This is a genomic window from Pseudomonas sp. MF06569, from assembly GCF_059862735.1.
In genome coordinates this window covers 1-17923 of the sequence record NZ_JCBCUZ010000040.1, presented here as the reverse complement: position 1 = coordinate 17923, position 17923 = coordinate 1, and the positions used below count along the sequence as shown (strand labels likewise).

Genomic DNA, 17923 nt, shown 5'->3' with positions numbered 1-17923 from the left:
TCGGGTCGTAGACTGTCGACTATCACGTCCCGGAGCTTTTCATGACTGCTCAGTTAACCAGCGAAGAAATCGGACTTCTGCGCGACTCTGCATCCAAAGCCTGCACCCTTCTCAAAGCCCTGGCCAATGAAGACCGACTGCTGTTGCTCTGCCAGTTGACCCAAGGTGAGCGCAATGTTGGCGAACTTGAAGCCCTGACGGGCATCCGGCAGCCCACCCTGTCGCAACAGCTTGGTGTGTTGCGCGATGAGGGCATGGTCAATACCCGAAGGATGGGGAAGTACATTTTCTATTCCCTTGCCAGCTTTGAAGTGGTGTCTGTGATGCAAACCCTGTCAGGCCTGTATTGCGGCCAGGCGCTTAAAAAATAGCGCAACTTCATTCCCCTGGCTGACATCGCCCAACCTATTCCATTCATTTTTGTTGTGCCTGGAGTGCTCAATGGAGCAAAGCATCAAGCGAATCGACACGTCATTTTCTGTGGCCGGTCAAATCGGGCAGTCTGATCTCCAGTCTTTGGCAGCACTGGGTTTTGCCAGTGTGATCTGTAACCGTCCGGATCATGAAGGCGGCCCAGACCAACCCGGGCACGCATCGATACAGCAGGCGGCGCAGGCCCTGGGGCTGAGCTTTGCTTACCTGCCGGTACTCAGCACGGGTGCGACCCCTGAGCAGGCGCAGCAGTTGCGTCATTTGCTCAATGAGCTGCCAAAACCCGTTCTGGCGTATTGCCGCACAGGCAATCGCTCATCAAAGCTCTATCAGGCGGCGACTCAAGCCCCGCGTGAGGCCAGGCTGTACGATGTTGTCGTGGTCGGTGGTGGCTCGGCCGGTATCTCGGTGTCGGCCAGCTTGCTCAAGCGCAACGCGTCATTGCGCATCGCCGTGATCGAACCCAATACAGAGCACTACTACCAGCCCGCGTGGACGCTGGTTGGCGGCGGTGCCTTTGATGTCAAGGACACGGTTCGCCCGACTGCAGCCGTAATGCCCAAAGGTGTTGCCTGGATCAAGGCATCGCTGTGCGCCTTCGCCCCGCAACGCAAGGTTGTGCTGCTCAGTGATGGTACTGAACTGGGGTATCAGCAATTGATCGTTTGCCCGGGGTTGCAACTGGCCTGGGAGCATATCGAGGGCCTTGAAGAGACCCTGGGCAAGAACGGCGTGACGTCCAACTATCGCCATGACCTGGCGCCCTATACCTGGGAGCTGGTGCGCACCCTGAAGGGCGGCAAAGCGCTGTTCACCCAGCCGGGAATGCCGATCAAGTGCGCGGGGGCTCCACAAAAAGCCATGTACCTGTCCTGTGATCATTGGCGCAAGCGTGGCGTTCTGGATTCGATGGCCGTTGAGTTCAATCTGGCAGGGGCGGTGCTGTTTGGCGTGCCGACCTTCGTCCCTCCACTGATGAAATACGTTGAGGCCTACAAGGCCCAATTGGCCTTCCAGTCCAATCTGGTCAAGGTCGACGGGCCAGGCAAGACCGCCTGGTTTGATGTAACCGACGCAGACGGTGGCGTGACCCGCGTTGAGAAAGCGTTCGACATGTTGCATGTGGTGCCACCCCAGCAAGCGCCCGACGTTATCCGTCGCAGCGAGTTGGCGGACAAGGCGGGCTGGTTCGAGACCGATCCGGTAACACTGCAACACCCACGCTACCCCGACATTTTCGCCCTTGGCGATGTCTGCAACACACCCAATGCCAAAACCGCGGCAGCGATTCGCAAGCAAGTGGTCATAGTGGCCGAGAACCTGCTCGCCCTGCGCAAGGGGGCGGTTTTGCCCAAGCGCTACGATGGCTATGGCTCATGCCCGCTGACCGTCGAAAACGGCAAGGTGATCCTGGCCGAATTTGGTTATGGCGCAAAACTGCTGCCCACCTTTGCCCTGGACCCGACCGTGGCCCGCAAGTCGGCCTGGTGGCTCAAGGCAACGTTTCTGCCCTGGTTCTACTGGCAAGGCATGCTTAAAGGGCGCGAGTGGTTCACTGACTGCAAACCGGACTGAACCTGACCATGTTGATTATTCTGTTAGGCATGTTGGTGGGTGTCGTGCTGGGTTTGACGGGGGCCGGTGGCGGTATTCTGGCCATACCGGCGTTGACCCTGGGCCTGGGGTGGACACTGGCGCAAGCCACGCCGGTGGCATTGCTGGCGGTCGGTACGGCAGCGGCACTGGGCGCGCTGGACGGGCTGCGCAAAGGCCTGGTGCGCTACAAGGCCGCCGCGTTGATGGCGATTGTGGGTTCGCTGACTTCGCCGATCGGGCTGCACCTCGCCAGATTGATCCCCGCCAGGGCGCTGGTGTTGATGTTCAGCGGGGTCATGATGTTCGTCTCCGTGCGTATGTTTTTGCAGGCCAGAGCTGATGCGCGCGAGAGTGGCAGCCTGGGGGCAATAGAAAAAAACTGCATGCTCAATCCTGCTACCGGGCGGCTGACCTGGAATGCCCGCTGCAGCATGACGCTGGTATCGATTGGTGCCACTTCGGGTTTGCTGACGGGGTTGTTGAGTGTGGGGGGCGGATTCCTGATCGTACCTGCGTTTCGCAAATTCAGTGATGTGCGCATCCATGCCGTGGTCTCCACCTCGCTGATGGTGGTGGCACTGGTATCGCTCGGCACCTTGGGCAATCTGATGAGCCAGGGTGTGAGCTTGTCGAGCGAAGGCGTGATGTTCATCGGCGCCACCCTGACCGGCATGATTGCCGGTCGGGTGATTGCCCCCAGGGTTTCGGCCCAATGGCTACAGCAAGGCTTCGCGACGTTATGTGCGGTGATAGGCCTGTTGATGCTCGCCAAGGCAGTCCTGACGTAAGCCCCGAACTTTCGTAGCAGCTGCCGAAGGAACGAGGCTGCGTCCGATTGCGAAGCAATCGTAAAATCAGCGTGCACTTTTTAACTGAAACACCGCGTTGCCTGAATTTACGACGGCTTTGCCGCCGGACGCAGCCTCGTTCCTTCGGCAGCTGCTACGGGGCTTTTTGTTCAGCCGACACAACATGCACTCTCAAGATCCTTGAGAATCGGGCAGTCAGGGCGATGGTCGCCCTGACAGCTCTCGACCAGTTCGTGCAACGTATCGCGCAAGCTGGTCAGTTCGGCGATTTTTTGATTCAACTCATCAATGTGCTGACGCGCCAGCGCCTTCACATCGCCGCTGGCGCGCTGGCGGTCTTGCCAGAGTGTCAGCAGCTTGCCGACTTCTTCCAGTGAAAACCCAAGGTCACGGGAGCGTTTGATAAACGCCAGGGTGTGCAGGTCGTCACTGCTGTAGAGGCGGTAGCCGCTGTCGCTGCGGCTGGCGGGTTTGAGCAGGCCGATGGACTCGTAATAACGAATCATCTTGGCGCTCAAGCCGCTTTGTTTGGCGGCTTGGCCAATATTCATGGGGTTGCCTCCTTATTCAAGATCCCTGGGCTTCCAGAATTTAAGCAGCAATGCGTTGCTGACCACACTGACGCTGGAAAATGCCATGGCCGCACCCGCCAGTACCGGGTTCAAAAAGCCGAAGGCGGCCAGTGGAATACCGATAACGTTATAGATAAACGCCCAGAACAGGTTTTGACGAATCTTGGCGTAGGTCTTGCGGCTGATCTCCAGTGCGGCCGGCACCAGTCGCGGGTCGCCGCGCATCAGGGTGATACCCGCTGCATGCATGGCCACGTCGGTGCCGCCACCCATGGCGATGCCAATGTCGGCGGCGGCAAGTGCCGGGGCGTCGTTGATGCCGTCGCCAACCATGGCCACCACGCCGGTTTTTTTCAGTTCAGTTACCGTTGCGGCCTTGTCAGCGGGCAGCACTTCGGCGTGAACATCGGTAATTCCCAGCGCCTCGGCAACCACTTTCGCGCTGCCACGGTTGTCGCCTGTCAGCAGATGGCTACTGATGTGGCGTGCACTGAGCTGCTGGATCGCCGAGAGTGCGCCGGTTTTCAGTGTGTCACCAAAGGCAAAGAGGCCCAGCACTTGCGGCTGCGGGCTTTGCTCTATCAGCCAGGACAGCGTGCGGCCTTCGGTTTCCCAGGCCTTGGCGGACTCGGCGAGCGAACCCGGATTGAGGCCGGTTTCTTCCAGCAGGCGGCGGTTGCCCAGCGCCAGGCGACGGCCTTGCAGGGTGCCAGCAATACCTCGCCCGGTAAGCGATTGGCTGTCCATGACATCCGGTACCTTCAGGTTGCGTGCGGCGCAGGCATCCAGAACGGCTTTGGCCAGCGGGTGTTCGCTACCGCGTTGCAGGGCGCCAGCGGCTTGCAACAACTGCGCTTCATCGCCGTCCAGTGCGCTGAAGTGGGCAATTTGCGGGGTGCCAGAGGTCAGGGTGCCGGTTTTGTCGAAAACCACGGCGCTGACTTCATGGGCGCGTTCGAGGGCTTCGGCATCCTTGATCAAAATCCCGTAACGGGCCGCAACGCCAGTGCCGGCCATGATCGCAGTGGGCGTTGCCAGGCCCAGGGCACAAGGGCAGGCGATAACCAGCACAGCCACGGCGTTGATCAACGCGGTTTCAATCGGCGCGCCATAAAGCCACCAGCCGAGCAGTGTCGCGAGGGCAATCAGCAGGACCACGGGTACGAACACCTGGCTGACTTTATCCACCAGTTTCTGGATCGGGGCTTTCGCGGACTGAGCGTCTTCGACCAGGCGGATAATGCGCGCCAGTACGGTTTCAGTGCCCAAGGCCAGGGTTTTAATGATCAACCGGCCCTCGCCGTTAATGGCGCCTCCGGTGACTTTATCCCCAGGCTGTTTGGGGACTGGCAGGCTTTCACCGCTGATCAGGGCTTCGTCGGCATGGCTTTGGCCTTCGACCACTTCGCCATCTACGGGAAAGCGCTCACCAGGTTTGACCAGGACCCAATCATTCAGGCGCAAGTCACTGATGGCGACGTCTTGCTCCTGCCCGTCGACCACACGCAGGGCGCGCTCTGGGCGCAAGGCTTCCAGGGCGCGGATGGCACTGGCAGTCTGGCGTTTGGCTCGGCTTTCGAGGTATTTGCCCAGCAGCACCAGTGCAATCACCACCGCCGAAGCTTCGAAATACAGATGGGGCATGCTGCCGGGCTCGGCAATCGCCCACTCGTAAAGGCTCAGGCCATAACCGGCGCTGGTGCCCAGTGCCACCAGCAGGTCCATATTGCCGGCACCGGCTTTGACGGCTTTCCAGGCGGCCACGTAAAAGCGTGCGCCGAGGATAAATTGTACCGGGGTGGCGAGGACGAACTGGGCCCAGGCGGGCAGCATCCAGTGCACACCCAATGGTGCGAGCAACATCGGCAATACCAGCGGCAACGCCAGCACAATGGCCAGTGTCAGCGCCCAGCGCTCGCGGTGCAGACGCTTTTGCTGATCATCCTCGCTCGCTTTGGCAGTGTAGTGGACGCTGGCGCCATAACCGGCCTGACTGACAGCGTTTATCAGCAGGGCGGTATCGACCTGGCCGAGCAGCTCGACATGGGCACGTTCGCTGGCGAGGTTAACGCTGACGCTCTTGACTCCCGGCACCCTGGCCAGGGCTTTTTCGACGCGGCCTGCGCAAGAGGCGCACGTCATGCCGCTGATGTCCAGTTCCAGGCTGTGGGCGGGTACGCTGTAACCTGCCTGTTTCACGGCCTCGACCAATGCCGGCAAACTGTCCACAGGCGCCTCGATGCGGGCCTGTTCAGTGGCCAGATTGACGCTTACCGAACGCACGCCGGGTACTTTGGTCAGGGCTTTTTCCACACGCCCCGCGCAACTGGCGCAAGTCATGCCATCAATCGGCAGATCGAATTGGGTGGGCACGAGCAGTCCTCCTCAAGAAGTTATCTATCCATAGAATCGACCTTGACCCCATGGGAAGGTCAAGGGCTCTTGCTGTTCGTCAGGTTTTCCTTTGTGCCGCGCTCAATATTCCAGTTTCGCGGGCTTGAGGTACATGCCTTGCTTGCCAAGGGCGATACGGTATTTGCGCACGTCACCGGCCTTCAGGGTGAATTGCTGCGCGGGCGGTACCAGCATGCCGGGCAAGCAACCGGGGGCTTGTCCGGGTAGAAGTTTGAGGCGGATATCAACGCTGGCCGCCGGCAAGTTGAAAGCCAGCGCTTGTTCCTGAAACAGTCGACCGGCCAGTTGATCATCGATGTACACACCGACCTCGCAGTTGGTCGGCACTTCAAGGCGCTCGCGGGAAATGATCAATACACCGTAGTCCTGATCGGCATTTACCCACAGGGGCAAACTGGCGAGACCCAAAAGGCTGACTAGGCTCAAAGCGGTCCGGCGCATGACTAAGTATCCTGTTTTATATCCCGAGGCTTGCAGCTTGGCCGAGCAGGGCATGGATTGCCAGTCAGCGCGTGAAACAACGGGCTTGACCTTGCCACGATGGAAAGGTTGAAGCTGTAGCCATATCTCAGACAGGAGGCGTGATCATGCAAACGTTCAAAGTAGAGGGTATGACCTGTGGCGGCTGTGTTGGTGCGGTGACCCGTGCGGTTCAGGCTGTGGATAAAGACGCGAAGGTCGAAGTGGATCTGGCGGGCAAAACCGTAAAGGTAGACAGCAAGGTGTCCCCTTTGCAGATTATTGATGTGATCACCAATGCAGGTTTTGAAGCGCGTACAGCGCATTGAAATGCAGGTGATCACCCGATTGCGGGGTAGCGGTATTCCGATAAGGCCAAGGCGGTTTATTAGCTAGCTGGCTATCTTTATGTTCAAGTTCGGTATCCACGGCTAGACTATCGGGCTGCGCTAATTGCAGCCCGATCTGGATACCTGATGAACCTTCGAACAATCTTGATTCTTGGTGCCCTGAGCGCCTTCGGTCCCCTGGCGATCGATTTCTACCTGCCCGGCTTTCCGGCAATGGCACAAGCCTTTGCGACAGATGAAACTCAAATTCAACTCACTCTGGCGGTGTACTTCCTGGGCCTGTCTATCGGGCAACTGGCGTATGGACCCGTGGCAGACCGCTTTGGGCGGCGCGTGCCACTGCTGGTGGGTGTTGGCCTGTTCACGGTTGCATCGCTGGCGTGCGCCTTTGCCCCGACATTGGAGTGGCTGATTGGCGCGCGGTTTGTCCAGGCACTCGGCGGCTGTGCTGGCATGGTGCTCTCACGGGCGATTGTCAGTGACAAATGCGATGCCGTGCAGTCGGCCAAAGTGTTTTCGCAATTGATGTTGGTGATGGGCCTGGCGCCGATCCTGGCGCCGATGCTGGGCGGATTGCTGGTCAACCTGTATGGCTGGCAGTCGATTTTCCTGGTGTTGACGGTGTTCAGTGCGTTGGCGGCAACAGCCGTAGCGCTGGGCCTGCCTGAAAGCCTGCCTGCCAACGTGCCGCGCCAGCCGCTGTCCGGCGCATTGCGTCAATACGGGCGGTTGCTCAAAGACCGCGAGTTCCTGGGTCATGCGCTGACCGGGGGGATCGCAATGGCCGGGATGTTTGCCTACATCGCAGGTTCGCCTTTCGTCTTTATCAAACTGTATGGCGTACCCGCCGAGCATTACGGCTGGCTGTTTGGTACCAACGCAGCCGGTTTTATTCTGGTGGCGCAACTGAACGCCCGCCTGTTGGCCAAGCGTGGCCCGGCCTTTTTGCTGGCGCGCATGGTGTGGGTGTATCTGGCGGCCGGGCTGGTCTTGCTGGGTGTCAGCACCTTGCATACCGCGCAACTGTGGCCGTTACTGATCCCGTTGTTTATCTGTATCGCCAGTTTGGGCTGCATCATTCCCAACGCTTCGGCCTGCGCCATGAGCGGGCAGGGTGCCCGAGCCGGCAGTGCATCGGCGATGCTGGGTTGTCTGCAGTTCAGCGTAGCGGCGGGAGCGGCGTCATTGGTGGGGGTGTTGCACGATGGCAGCGCTATGCCGATGGCGATTGTCATCACCTTGTGCGGAGTGCTGGCGGTCGGGCTGGCGATGGCGACCCGGCGCCTGTACACCGCCCGGATCGCCGCCCAGCAGTCGATCTGATTCAGCCTGCCAAACGTGCAGGCAGGCTATGCGGGGCTTGCAGGCGAGATTGCAACGTGTCCACAAAGGCTCGGGCCTCGGACTCGCTGCGAAAATTGACGGCTTGTTGGTCGATTTGAACCTGCCATTGGCAGTTACGGGATCTTGCTAACGCTCGTATCAGGATTTTCATGACTGGCCTCCTTCGGTTCGCAAAGGAGGCCAGTGTATGCCGAAATACTTGGGTAAATATGTCCGGGGTCAAGTCTCTGACTGACGGTTGAAAGTTGGCCGCATCAGTCCCGTGTCGCGTTAATCAGAACCCTTCGAGCACAATTTTGCCTTTGGATTTGCCGCTTTCAAGCAGCGTATGGGCGCGACGCAGGTTGGCGGCGTTGATGGTGCCGAAGTGCTCGCCGACGGTGGTGCGCAAGATGCCTGCATCGATCAGGTCGGCGACCCGATTGAGCAAGTGATGCTGCTCGATCATGTCCGCGGTTTCGAACAGTGAGCGGGTGTACATGAACTCCCAGTGCAGTGACAGGCTCTTGCGCTTGAGCTTGGTAACGTCAAGCGCCTTGGGATCGTCAATCAGTGCCAGCTTGCCTTGAGGTGCCAGGGCTTCGACCAACTGATCCAGATGCTGGTCGGTCTGGGTCAGGCTGGCGACGTGGGTGACGGCATTGATGCCGTGGCGCTTGAGTTCGTCGCTCAGTGCCTGGCTATGGTCGACAACGATTTCGGCGCCCAGCTCGCGGACCCAGGCTTGGGTTTCGGGGCGCGATGCGCTGCCAATCACCTTGAGTGCGGTCAGTTTGCTGGCCAGTTGCGTGAGGATCGAGCCTACCCCGCCTGCTGCGCCGACAATCAGCAGGCTCTGCTGCTCATCATTGCTACCTTCGGCCACACCCAGTCGCTCAAACAACAGCTCCCATGCGGTGATGGCGGTCAGCGGCAGCGCGGCTGCCTGGGCAAAGTCGAGGCTTTTTGGCATGTGCCCCACAATTCGCTCATCAACCACATGGCGCTCGCTGTTGGCCCCGGCCCGGGCGATGGACCCGGCGTAAAACACCTTGTCGCCAACCTTGAACAGGCTGACGTCACTGCCCACCGCCTTGACGACCCCGGCCACGTCCCACCCCAGAACTTTGGCAGCGTCGGCTTCCGGCTGGACGTTCTGACGGACCTTGGTGTCCACCGGGTTGACGGAGATGGCTTTGACCTCGACCAGCAAGTCCCTTGGGCCGGCGACCGGCTCAGGCAATTCAATGTCTTGCAGGGCCAGCGGGTCTTGAATGGGCAGCGAATTGTAGTAAGCGACAGCTTTCATCGGACATGTCCTGAAGAGGGGTAAGAATCTGGTAGTGATAATTCGCTATTTCGCAGCACGATAAAACCGGCTAAAAGAGCAGTCTCTTTCAATATTTTTTTGATAATGGCCGAGTGAACCCTGGATGCTGCGTTTTGATGATCTGCAATTGTTCGTTCGCGCGGCTGATTTGGGCAGCCTGTCGGCCGCCGCCCGAGTGATGGACATGTCGCCTGCGGTGGCCAGCGCCGCACTCAAGCGGATAGAGGCGCAACTGGGCGCTCGATTGCTGGCGCGCTCAACTCGCAGTTTGCGTCTGACGGCCGAAGGCGAAGGCTTTCTCGAATATGCCCGTACGGCATTGAGCAGTCTTGACGAAGGGCGGCGCTTGTTGGCGCGTGGGCAAGATCAAGTCAGCGGTGTGTTGCAGTTGTCGGCCCCTTCGGATTTCGGACGTAATCTGCTGCTGCCCTGGCTGGATGAGTTTCAACGTGAGCATCCGCAACTGACCGTGCGCCTGTTATTGGGCGACCGGATTGCCGATCTGTTTCGCCAGCCTGTGGACATCGCTTTGCGTTACGGCGAACCGGAAGACTCCAGCCTGGTGGCACTGCCAGTTGCCCCGGACAATCGGCGGGTGCTGTGTGCATCGCCCGACTACCTGGCGCGCAAGGGGGAACCGCGTCAGCTCGAACAACTGCTGCAACACAATTGCCTGTTGTACATGCTCGGCACGCGGGTCCACGACCATTGGCAATTCAATGATGGCAAGCGTGAGCTGGGGCTGACCGTAACCGGCAATCGTTTTAGCGATGATGCTGACGTGGTGCGTTTGTGGGCAGTCGCCGGGGAGGGCATTGCCTGCAAGTCATGGCTGGATGTGGCGGACGATGTAACTGCGGGCAGGCTCAGGGTGCTATTGCCTGAGTTGGTGTGCGAACGGGCGCCGCTCAATTTGCTGTGTGGTCATCGTGCACAGTTGAGCAAGCCGGTGCGTTTGTTGCGCGACATGCTCAGTGAACGGTGTGCGGTGTTGAGCAAGTTGTACCCGGGAAAACAGTAAAACTGTTGCGGTACTGACGGTGATGCAGTTTCAGATGTCTGTGGGAGCGGGCTTGCCCGCGATGGCATCAACTCGATCAGGCAGGCACACCTGATGGTCAGCATCGCGAGCAAGCCCGCTCCCACAGGGGGTGTTACGGCTTGACCAGCCGCGCATCCAGGCCGTTTTGCGCCAGGCGTTTGGCCTGGTCCTGGGTCATGCCCAGGTCGGTATACAGCGCGTGGAAGTTCTCGGTCATGTAACCGCCGAAGTAGGCCGGGTCATCGGAGTTGACCGTGACTTTCACGCCGCGCTCAAGCATGTCGAGAATGTTGTGCTGCGACATGTGATCAAACACGCAGAGCTTGGTGTTGGACAGCGGGCACACGGTCAACGGGATTTGCTCGTCGATAATGCGCTGCATCAAGCGTTCGTCTTCAATGGCGCGCACGCCGTGATCGATGCGCTGAATTTTCAGCAGGTCGAGGGCTTCCCAGATGTACTCCGGTGGACCTTCTTCACCGGCGTGGGCGACAGTCAGGAAGCCTTCGTGGCGTGCCCGGTCGAATACGCGCTGGAACTTGCTGGGTGGGTGGCCCATTTCTGAACTGTCGAGACCAACGGCGACAAATGCATCGCGAAACGGCAGTGCCTGGTCGAGGGTTTTTTCTGCTTCTTCTTCGCTCAAATGGCGCAGGAAGCTCAGGATCAGGCCGCTGGTGATGCCCAGTTGCTGTTCGCCATCCTTGAGTGCGCTGGCAATGCCATTGAGCACGACTTCGAACGGAACACCACGGTCGGTGTGGGTTTGCGGGTCGAAGAACGGTTCGGTGTGAATGACGTTCTGTGCCTTGCAGCGCAACAGGTAGGCCCAGGTCAGGTCGTAGAAGTCCTGAGAGGTGCGCAGTACGTCGGCGCCTTTGTAGTAAAGGTCGAGGAATTCTTGCAGGTTGTTGAAGGCATACGCCTTGCGCAAGGTTTCAACGTCGTTCCAGGGCAAGGCGATTTTGTTGCGCTCTGCCAGCGAGAACAGCAACTCTGGCTCTAAAGAGCCCTCAAGGTGCATGTGCAGTTCAGCTTTCGGCAGGGCATTGAGCCAGTCATACATAAAAGGTTTTCTCATCAAATCGGGTGCAGATGGCGTCATTCTACAGGCGGGAGGCGACGTAACTCGTAAAAAACCTCCCGCCATTTGTCGCAGGCGGCTTACCAGGGAATCGTCTGGCCCTTGTAATCGACAAAGTGATGACCGCCTTTGCCGGCAAACGCCTTGACCTGATCGACCAGGCCGCGAGTGCTGGTCTGGACGTCAATGTCCGCGCCTTCGCCCCCCATATCGGTTTTCACCCAGCCCGGATGCATGGACAGCACGGTGGGGTTGTTGTCGCCCAGTTCGTAGCGCACAAACGTATTGGTCATAGAGTTGAGTGCCGCTTTGCTGGCCTTGTAGAGGGCCAACTCAGGGGCGTCAGGATGAGTGACGCTGCCGAGCACAGAACTCATAAAGGCCAGTACGCCACTGTCTTTACGGACCTTGCTGACAAACTCGCGGGCCAGATTGATCGGCGCCACACTGTTGGTGAAAAACAGCTGCCCTACCTCGGCCAGCGTCGCGTTGCCCGACAGTTGATCGTCCGGGCCTTTGACACCGGCGTTCACAAACAGCAGGTCGAAGACCTCGTTGCTCAACGTGTTGCTCAATGCCTTGATGGCTTGCTGGCTGTCCATGTCCAGTCGCTCTATGCGGACTGGACCCAGGGCTTTCAGGGCTTCCGCTTTTTTGGGATCGCGAACAGTCGCAGTGACGGTCCAGCCATCAGCGAGCAACTCTTTGACCAGACCCAGGCCCAGGCCACGTGAAGCTCCGATGATCAGTGCATGTTTTGCCGTCATGAGTAGCGTCCTATAGAAAGGTGATAAGAGTTGGCTAAAAAGCGTACAAGTGCTTGAAACCTATGGTGTGTAAGGGCTGCAGCGCTATGTGCTCAGGTTATCCACAGGCGGGTGCACAGTGAATGTGGGCAACTATGGATGCAGGAAAGTAGCACTTTTACTCGTCAGCTTTGAAGGTGTGGCGCTGCAGTAAAATTCTGCCGCGGCTGAGGCCAGCCAGTTGTAGCTGTGCAGGGGCAATCTGTTCTTCGGCCAGCGCCAGTTGCAGGTCAACGCCATTGGCGGTGAATGTTTCATCGATGATCAGGCCGTTCAGTTCGCAGATGCGCAGTTTGACCAGAGCAAGCTCACTGAAACTGCAGGCGCAGGAGAGGGCTACTCGACTGACCAGGGGCAGCTTTTCGGCGCTTTGCAGGCATTTGTTAGCGCCACCGCCATAGGCGCGAGCCAGTCCGCCGGTGCCCAATTGAATTCCGCCATACCAGCGGATGACCAGCACCGCGACCTGGTCGCAGTCCTGAGCCTCAATGGCTGAGAGTATCGGGCGACCGGCTGTACCGCCTGGCTCGCCATCATCGCTGCTTCGGTATTGGTCCCCGAGCTTCCAGGCCCAGCAATTGTGCGACGCATCAAGATCGCTGTATTGCTCGATAAAATCGAAGGCTTGCTGGGCACTGGTGATGGGCGCAGCGAAGGTAATAAAGCGGCTTTTACGGATTTCTTCGCGGTATTCGCAAAGTCCCGTCAGGGTCGAAGGCATGTCGGTTCCAGGCTTAGACAGTGGGCGTCAGGCCGCAGCCTTTGAGAATGATACGAATCAGGTTGTCGCTGGCCGCTTGCATGTCCTGTTTGCTCAGGTGTGTGCGGCCTGATACACGGCAAATCTGTGTCGAAAAATCAGCGTAATGCTGCGTACTGCCCCATAACAGGAAAATCAGGTGCACGGGATCCACCGGGTCCATTTTTCCCGCATCGATCCAGGCTTGAAACACGGCGGCCCGGCCTTGAAACCAGGCTCTGTAGTCTTGAGTGAAGTACTCGGTCAGGCAGGCGCCACCGCTGATGATTTCCATGGCAAATACACGGGAGGCCTGGGGCTGTCGGCGGGAAAACTCCATCTTGGCGCGGATGTACTGTGTCAGGGCTTTAGCGGGGTCGTCTTCAGCGGTCAGGGCATTAAAGGTGCTGTCCCACAACTCGATGATATTGCTGAGAACCGCGATATACAGGCCCAACTTGTTAGTGAAGTAATAGTGCAGGTTGGCCTTTGGCAGCCCGGCGCTGAGTGCGATGGCGTTCATGCTGGTGCCTTTGAAACCGTGGCGGGCAAACTCGTCCTCAGCGGCCTTGAGAATGGCCTCTTCGTTTTTTTGTCGAATGCGGCTGGGAGGCTTGCCATCGTGGGCAGGGACGTCAAAGGTCATAGGTGTTCCAGGCAATCTGTGTGGGAGCATTCTGCACCGTAGCGAGACTTTTCACGTTAACGCGTCGCCTCAAGGCTCTCAAGGAAACTTTCCAGTACAAGATGCGGGCGACGGCCCTTACGCGTGACGGATGCGAGGCTCAGATCGTAGAAACGTGTTTTTGCCTTCAGCGCCCGTAACCGGCCTTGCTGAACCCACAGGCTGGCGTAGTGATCGGGCAGATAACCGATGTAGCGTCCAGTCAAAATCAAAAAGGCCATGCCTTCGCGGTCCGACGCACTGGCGGTGCAGTTGAGCGCTTGGTAGTGAGCCTGAATATCGGAGGGCAGGCGAAAGGTGGGAGCGATGGCATCTTGATCATTAAGCCGCGCATCCGCCAATTGCCGGTCATCGACATAAAACAACGGATGGCCAACGGCGCAGTACAGCAAGGAGCGCTCGCTGTAGAGCGGTTGATATTCCAGCCCGGACAACGTGCTGGCCTGGGGCACGACGCCCACGTGCAGGCGCCCGTCGAGTACTCCCTGTTCCACTTCGTGGGGCGAAATCATGCGGATATGGATTTGCACATCCGGGCCGCGCTCTTTGAGTTGGGCCAGGGCATGGGTGATGCGCATATGGGGCAGGGTGACGAGGTTGTCTGTGAGGCCAATGGTCAGCTCGCCGCGCAAGTGCTGGTGCAGGCCGTTGACCTCTGTGCGAAAACTTTCAAGTGCCCCCAATAACTGTAGAGCCGACTGATAGACCTCTCGTCCTTCTTCTGTCAGCGAGAACCCCGCGCGACCACGCTGGCAAAGGCGCAAACCCAGGCGTTGCTCAAGGTCGCTCATTTGCTGACTGATGGCCGAGCGCCCGATACCCAGCACGGTCTCTGCCGCCGAGAACCCGCCGCACTCAACTACGCTGCGAAAAATGCGCAGCAATCGAATATCAAAGTCGCTGACCTGGGCCAGTGCATCGGGACGACGGCTGCTCATAGTTTAGTGCGCGCCTAACTAAAGGTTAGAAGAGTTGGATTTCATCGACTTTATAGGCGTGGCAATTTAGGTGCAACAACGCTTTCAACATCCGACGCCGCTTTCGCCTTGCGAGGTTTTGCTGATGAACATGCCCGAGAATGCCGAATTGAACCTGACCAGCCAGCTCAAACTGGATGCTCACTGGATGCCTTACACCGCCAACCGTAACTTCCATCGCGATCCGCGTTTTATCGTGGCCGCCAAAGGCAGTTATCTGACGGACGATAAGGGTCGGCAAATCTACGATTCGCTGTCAGGTTTGTGGACTTGTGGCGCAGGGCATACCCGCACAGAAATCCAGGAAGCCGTTGCCAAGCAATTGGGCACCCTCGATTACTCCCCGGCGTTCCAGTACGGCCACCCGCTGTCCTTCAAATTGGCAGAAAAGATCACCGAACTGACACCGGGCAATCTCAATCACGTGTTCTTCACTGACTCGGGTTCGGAGTGTGCGGATACAGCGGTCAAGATGGTGCGTGCCTACTGGCGCCTGAAAGGTCAGTCGACCAAGACCAAAATGATTGGCCGTGCGCGTGGCTATCACGGTGTGAACATCGCCGGTACCAGCCTGGGTGGAGTGAACGGCAACCGTAAAATGTTTGGCCAGGCGATGATGGATGTCGATCACTTGCCGCACACACTGCTGGCAAGCAACGCGTTTTCTCGCGGCATGCCGGAGCTGGGCGGGATCGCCTTGGCTGATGAGTTGCTCAAGTTGATCGAACTGCACGATGCCTCGAACATTGCGGCGGTGTTTGTGGAGCCTATGGCCGGTTCGGCCGGTGTGCTGGTTCCGCCTCAGGGGTATCTGAAACGTCTGCGTGAAATCTGCGATCAGCACAACATCCTATTGGTGTTCGATGAGGTGATTACCGGGTTTGGTCGTACAGGTTCGATGTTCGGAGCTGACAGCTTCGGTGTAACGCCTGACTTGATGTGTATTGCCAAGCAAGTGACTAACGGTGCGATCCCTATGGGCGCAGTGATTGCCACCAGCGAGATTTATCACACATTCATGAATCAGCCGACGCCTGAGTATGCGGTTGAATTCCCTCATGGCTATACCTATTCGGCTCACCCTGTGGCCTGTGCAGCAGGTCTTGCAGCGCTCGATCTGCTGCAAAAAGAAAACCTGGTGCAGAGCGTGGCTGAAGTGGCACCGCATTTTGAGAACGCACTGCACGGTTTGAAGGGTGTGAAGAACGTCATTGATATTCGTAACTATGGTCTGGCGGGTGCAATTCAGATTGCACCGCGTGATGGCGATGCGATTGTGCGTCCGTTCGATGCTGCGATGAAGCTGTGGAAAGCCGGCTTCTACGTACGCTTTGGCGGTGACACCCTGCAGTTCGGGCCAACCTTCAACAGCAAGCCGCAAGACCTGGATCGTTTGTTCGATGCGGTCGGCGAAGCACTGAATCAGATCGACTGATCGCTTCTATATAGAAGCGACACTAATTGCACTCACCCAGGCGCGCAGCGTTCGCGCCTGTGGACAACTTTTCTGGAGTATCCATGAGCACCATTCAACACTTGATCAATGGCGAGTTGCTGAACGATTCCGGTCGCACCGCTGATGTGTTTAACCCGTCCACCGGTAAAGTGATTCATCAGGTTCCGTTGGCCAGTCGCGAGACAATTCAGCAAGCCATTGATGCGGCGAAAGCAGCCTTCCCGGCGTGGCGTAACACTCCGCCTGCCAAGCGTGCCCAGGTGATGTTCCGTTTCAAGCAATTGCTGGAGCAGAACGAAGCACGTATCTCCCAGTTGATCAGCGAAGAGCACGGCAAGACGCTGGAAGATGCTGCAGGTGAATTGAAGCGTGGGATCGAAAACGTTGAGTACGCCTGTTCAGCTCCTGAAATCCTGAAGGGTGAGTACAGCCGCAACGTAGGACCTAATATTGATGCCTGGTCGGATTTTCAGCCGCTGGGTGTGGTTGCAGGGATTACGCCTTTCAACTTCCCGGCCATGGTTCCTCTATGGATGTATCCATTGGCGATCGTGTGCGGTAACTGTTTCATTCTGAAGCCGTCGGAGCGTGATCCAAGCTCGACACTGCTGATCGCCCAGTTGTTGCAGGAAGCCGGTCTGCCTAAAGGCGTCATGAACGTGGTTCACGGAGACAAGTCTGCCGTTGACGCACTGATCGAGGCGCCGGAAGTTAAAGCGTTGAGCTTTGTGGGTTCAACTCCGATTGCCGAGTACATCTATGCGGAAGGCACCAAGCGTGGCAAGCGCGTTCAGGCACTGGGCGGGGCGAAGAACCATGCGGTACTGATGCCGGATGCGGATCTTGATAACGCGGTCAGTGCACTGATGGGTGCCGCTTATGGTTCGTGCGGCGAACGCTGCATGGCTATTTCGGTAGCGGTGTGTGTGGGCGATCAAGTGGCAGATGCCCTGGTAGCCAAGCTGGTTCCACAAATCAAGGCGCTTAAAATCGGTGCGGGTACTTCCTGCGGTCTGGACATGGGGCCATTGGTTACAGGGCAGGCGCGTGACAAAGTGAGCGGTTATGTCGACGATGGCGTGGCGGCTGGCGCCGAGCTGGTGGTTGATGGTCGCGGCCTGAGCATTAAGGGTCACGAAGAAGGCTTCTTCCTGGGAGGTTGCCTGTTTGATCGCGTGACGCCTGAGATGCGTATCTATAAAGAAGAAATCTTCGGTCCGGTGTTGTGCATCGTGCGGGTCAAGAGCCTGGAAGAGGCAATGCAACTGATCAATGATCACGAGTACGGCAACGGCACCTGTATCTTCACTCGCGATGGCGAGGCGGCTCGCTTGTTTTGCGATGAAATTGAAGTCGGCATGGTGGGGGTGAACGTTCCGTTGCCTGTGCCGGTTGCCTATCACAGCTTCGGCGGCTGGAAGCGTTCGCTGTTTGGCGATTTGCATGCTTATGGCCCGGACGGTGTGCGCTTTTACACGCGTCGCAAGGCAATCACCCAGCGCTGGCCGCAGCGGGCCAGTCATGAGGCATCGCAGTTCGCCTTCCCGAGCCTGTAAGTCTGGCGGTAGCTCTGTATAGAAGAAGAGAGGCCAGCCGTCAGGCTGGCCTCTGCTTTTAGGGGCTTTAAAGGTTATATGACAGAAATGTGAAACAAGTGCTTGACCCAGAATTGTGACAGCCTATAATGCGCCCACTTCCGGCGCAGTCGAAACGGAAAACTCCTTGAGTTTCAATGAGTTGGATTGGTTTTCGGCAGTGTCAGCTTCAAGTCATCGAAGCAGGAAATGAGGTGTTGACAGCAGCGTGTAACGCTGTAGAATTCGCCTCCCGCTAACGAGAGATCGAAAG

General features: G+C 58.1%; 18 protein-coding genes. 8 read left to right on the top strand and 10 right to left on the bottom strand.

What is annotated here, in order from left to right; all coding sequences use genetic code 11:
- The first annotated feature begins 41 nt into the window (after window positions 1-41).
- The 3 genes from AC19YQ_RS23285 to AC19YQ_RS23275 all read left to right on the top strand — a co-directional run bounded on the left by AC19YQ_RS23285 (window position 42) and on the right by AC19YQ_RS23275 (window position 2816).
- Entirely contained in the window at window positions 42-371 is a 330-nt protein-coding gene (locus AC19YQ_RS23285; protein ID WP_133079610.1) for an ArsR/SmtB family transcription factor, read from the top strand.
- A 70-nt stretch (window positions 372-441) separates the two neighbouring features.
- Window positions 442-2007, top strand: a complete 1566-nt coding sequence (locus AC19YQ_RS23280) for a bifunctional protein tyrosine phosphatase family protein/NAD(P)/FAD-dependent oxidoreductase (RefSeq protein WP_500596051.1) — start codon at window positions 442-444, stop codon at window positions 2005-2007.
- 8 nt (window positions 2008-2015) lie between these two features.
- Window positions 2016-2816, top strand: a complete 801-nt coding sequence (locus tag AC19YQ_RS23275) for a sulfite exporter TauE/SafE family protein (protein WP_500596050.1) — start codon at window positions 2016-2018, stop codon at window positions 2814-2816.
- 170 nt (window positions 2817-2986) lie between these two features.
- Here the strand turns inward: AC19YQ_RS23275 and cueR are convergent, their stop codons facing one another.
- The 3 genes from cueR to AC19YQ_RS23260 form a co-directional block, all read right to left on the bottom strand.
- On the bottom strand, window positions 2987-3388 hold the full coding sequence (cueR, locus tag AC19YQ_RS23270; protein WP_133079613.1) for a Cu(I)-responsive transcriptional regulator: 402 nt from the start codon (window positions 3386-3388) through the stop codon (window positions 2987-2989).
- A gap of 12 nt (window positions 3389-3400) precedes the next feature.
- Complete coding sequence (locus AC19YQ_RS23265) at window positions 3401-5788, bottom strand: heavy metal translocating P-type ATPase (protein WP_500596058.1); 2388 nt, start codon at window positions 5786-5788, stop codon at window positions 3401-3403.
- A gap of 96 nt (window positions 5789-5884) precedes the next feature.
- Complete coding sequence (locus AC19YQ_RS23260; RefSeq protein ID WP_133079615.1) at window positions 5885-6265, bottom strand: hypothetical protein; 381 nt, start codon at window positions 6263-6265, stop codon at window positions 5885-5887.
- A 146-nt stretch (window positions 6266-6411) separates the two neighbouring features.
- Here AC19YQ_RS23260 and AC19YQ_RS23255 point away from each other — a divergent pair, with 146 nt between their 5' ends.
- Window positions 6412-6612, top strand: coding sequence for a heavy-metal-associated domain-containing protein (locus tag AC19YQ_RS23255; protein WP_133079616.1), 201 nt, complete (start codon window positions 6412-6414; stop codon window positions 6610-6612).
- A 147-nt stretch (window positions 6613-6759) separates the two neighbouring features.
- Entirely contained in the window at window positions 6760-7956 is a 1197-nt protein-coding gene (locus AC19YQ_RS23250) for a multidrug effflux MFS transporter (RefSeq protein ID WP_133079617.1), read from the top strand.
- 1 nt (window position 7957) lies between these two features.
- Here AC19YQ_RS23250 and AC19YQ_RS23245 read toward each other — a convergent pair whose 3' ends face one another.
- Both AC19YQ_RS23245 and AC19YQ_RS23240 read right to left on the bottom strand, forming a co-directional pair.
- Complete coding sequence (locus AC19YQ_RS23245; RefSeq protein ID WP_500596049.1) at window positions 7958-8128, bottom strand: hypothetical protein; 171 nt, start codon at window positions 8126-8128, stop codon at window positions 7958-7960.
- Between the two features lie 123 nt (window positions 8129-8251).
- Window positions 8252-9265 carry a zinc-binding alcohol dehydrogenase family protein gene (locus tag AC19YQ_RS23240; protein WP_500596048.1) on the bottom strand — a complete coding sequence of 338 codons (1014 nt, stop codon included), beginning with the start codon at window positions 9263-9265 and terminating at the stop codon, window positions 8252-8254.
- 124 nt (window positions 9266-9389) lie between these two features.
- Here AC19YQ_RS23240 and vimR point away from each other — a divergent pair, with 124 nt between their 5' ends.
- On the top strand, window positions 9390-10307 hold the full coding sequence (gene vimR / locus AC19YQ_RS23235) for a transcription regulator VimR (RefSeq protein WP_500596047.1): 918 nt from the start codon (window positions 9390-9392) through the stop codon (window positions 10305-10307).
- A gap of 133 nt (window positions 10308-10440) precedes the next feature.
- On the opposite strand, the gene AC19YQ_RS23230 is transcribed toward vimR, so the two are convergent.
- From AC19YQ_RS23230 to AC19YQ_RS23210, 5 genes are all read right to left on the bottom strand, one after another.
- Complete coding sequence (locus tag AC19YQ_RS23230) at window positions 10441-11394, bottom strand: adenosine deaminase (RefSeq protein ID WP_133079625.1); 954 nt, start codon at window positions 11392-11394, stop codon at window positions 10441-10443.
- 98 nt (window positions 11395-11492) lie between these two features.
- On the bottom strand, window positions 11493-12179 hold the full coding sequence (locus AC19YQ_RS23225; RefSeq protein ID WP_500596046.1) for an SDR family oxidoreductase: 687 nt from the start codon (window positions 12177-12179) through the stop codon (window positions 11493-11495).
- A gap of 157 nt (window positions 12180-12336) precedes the next feature.
- Window positions 12337-12939, bottom strand: a complete 603-nt coding sequence (locus AC19YQ_RS23220; protein WP_339474681.1) for an IMPACT family protein — start codon at window positions 12937-12939, stop codon at window positions 12337-12339.
- 13 nt (window positions 12940-12952) lie between these two features.
- Entirely contained in the window at window positions 12953-13603 is a 651-nt protein-coding gene (locus tag AC19YQ_RS23215) for a TetR family transcriptional regulator C-terminal domain-containing protein (protein ID WP_133079622.1), read from the bottom strand.
- Between the two features lie 56 nt (window positions 13604-13659).
- The gene (locus AC19YQ_RS23210) at window positions 13660-14580 is read right to left on the bottom strand and encodes a LysR family transcriptional regulator (protein ID WP_133079623.1); all 921 of its coding nucleotides are present in this window, start codon (window positions 14578-14580) and stop codon (window positions 13660-13662) included.
- A gap of 124 nt (window positions 14581-14704) precedes the next feature.
- On the opposite strand from AC19YQ_RS23210, the gene aptA reads away from it, so the two are divergent.
- Together aptA and AC19YQ_RS23200 are read left to right on the top strand one after the other, a co-directional pair.
- Window positions 14705-16054, top strand: coding sequence for an omega-aminotransferase AptA (aptA, locus tag AC19YQ_RS23205; RefSeq protein WP_019825761.1), 1350 nt, complete (start codon window positions 14705-14707; stop codon window positions 16052-16054).
- An 83-nt stretch (window positions 16055-16137) separates the two neighbouring features.
- Window positions 16138-17631 carry a CoA-acylating methylmalonate-semialdehyde dehydrogenase gene (locus AC19YQ_RS23200; RefSeq protein ID WP_133079624.1) on the top strand — a complete coding sequence of 498 codons (1494 nt, stop codon included), beginning with the start codon at window positions 16138-16140 and terminating at the stop codon, window positions 17629-17631.
- Window positions 17632-17923 lie beyond the last annotated feature (292 nt).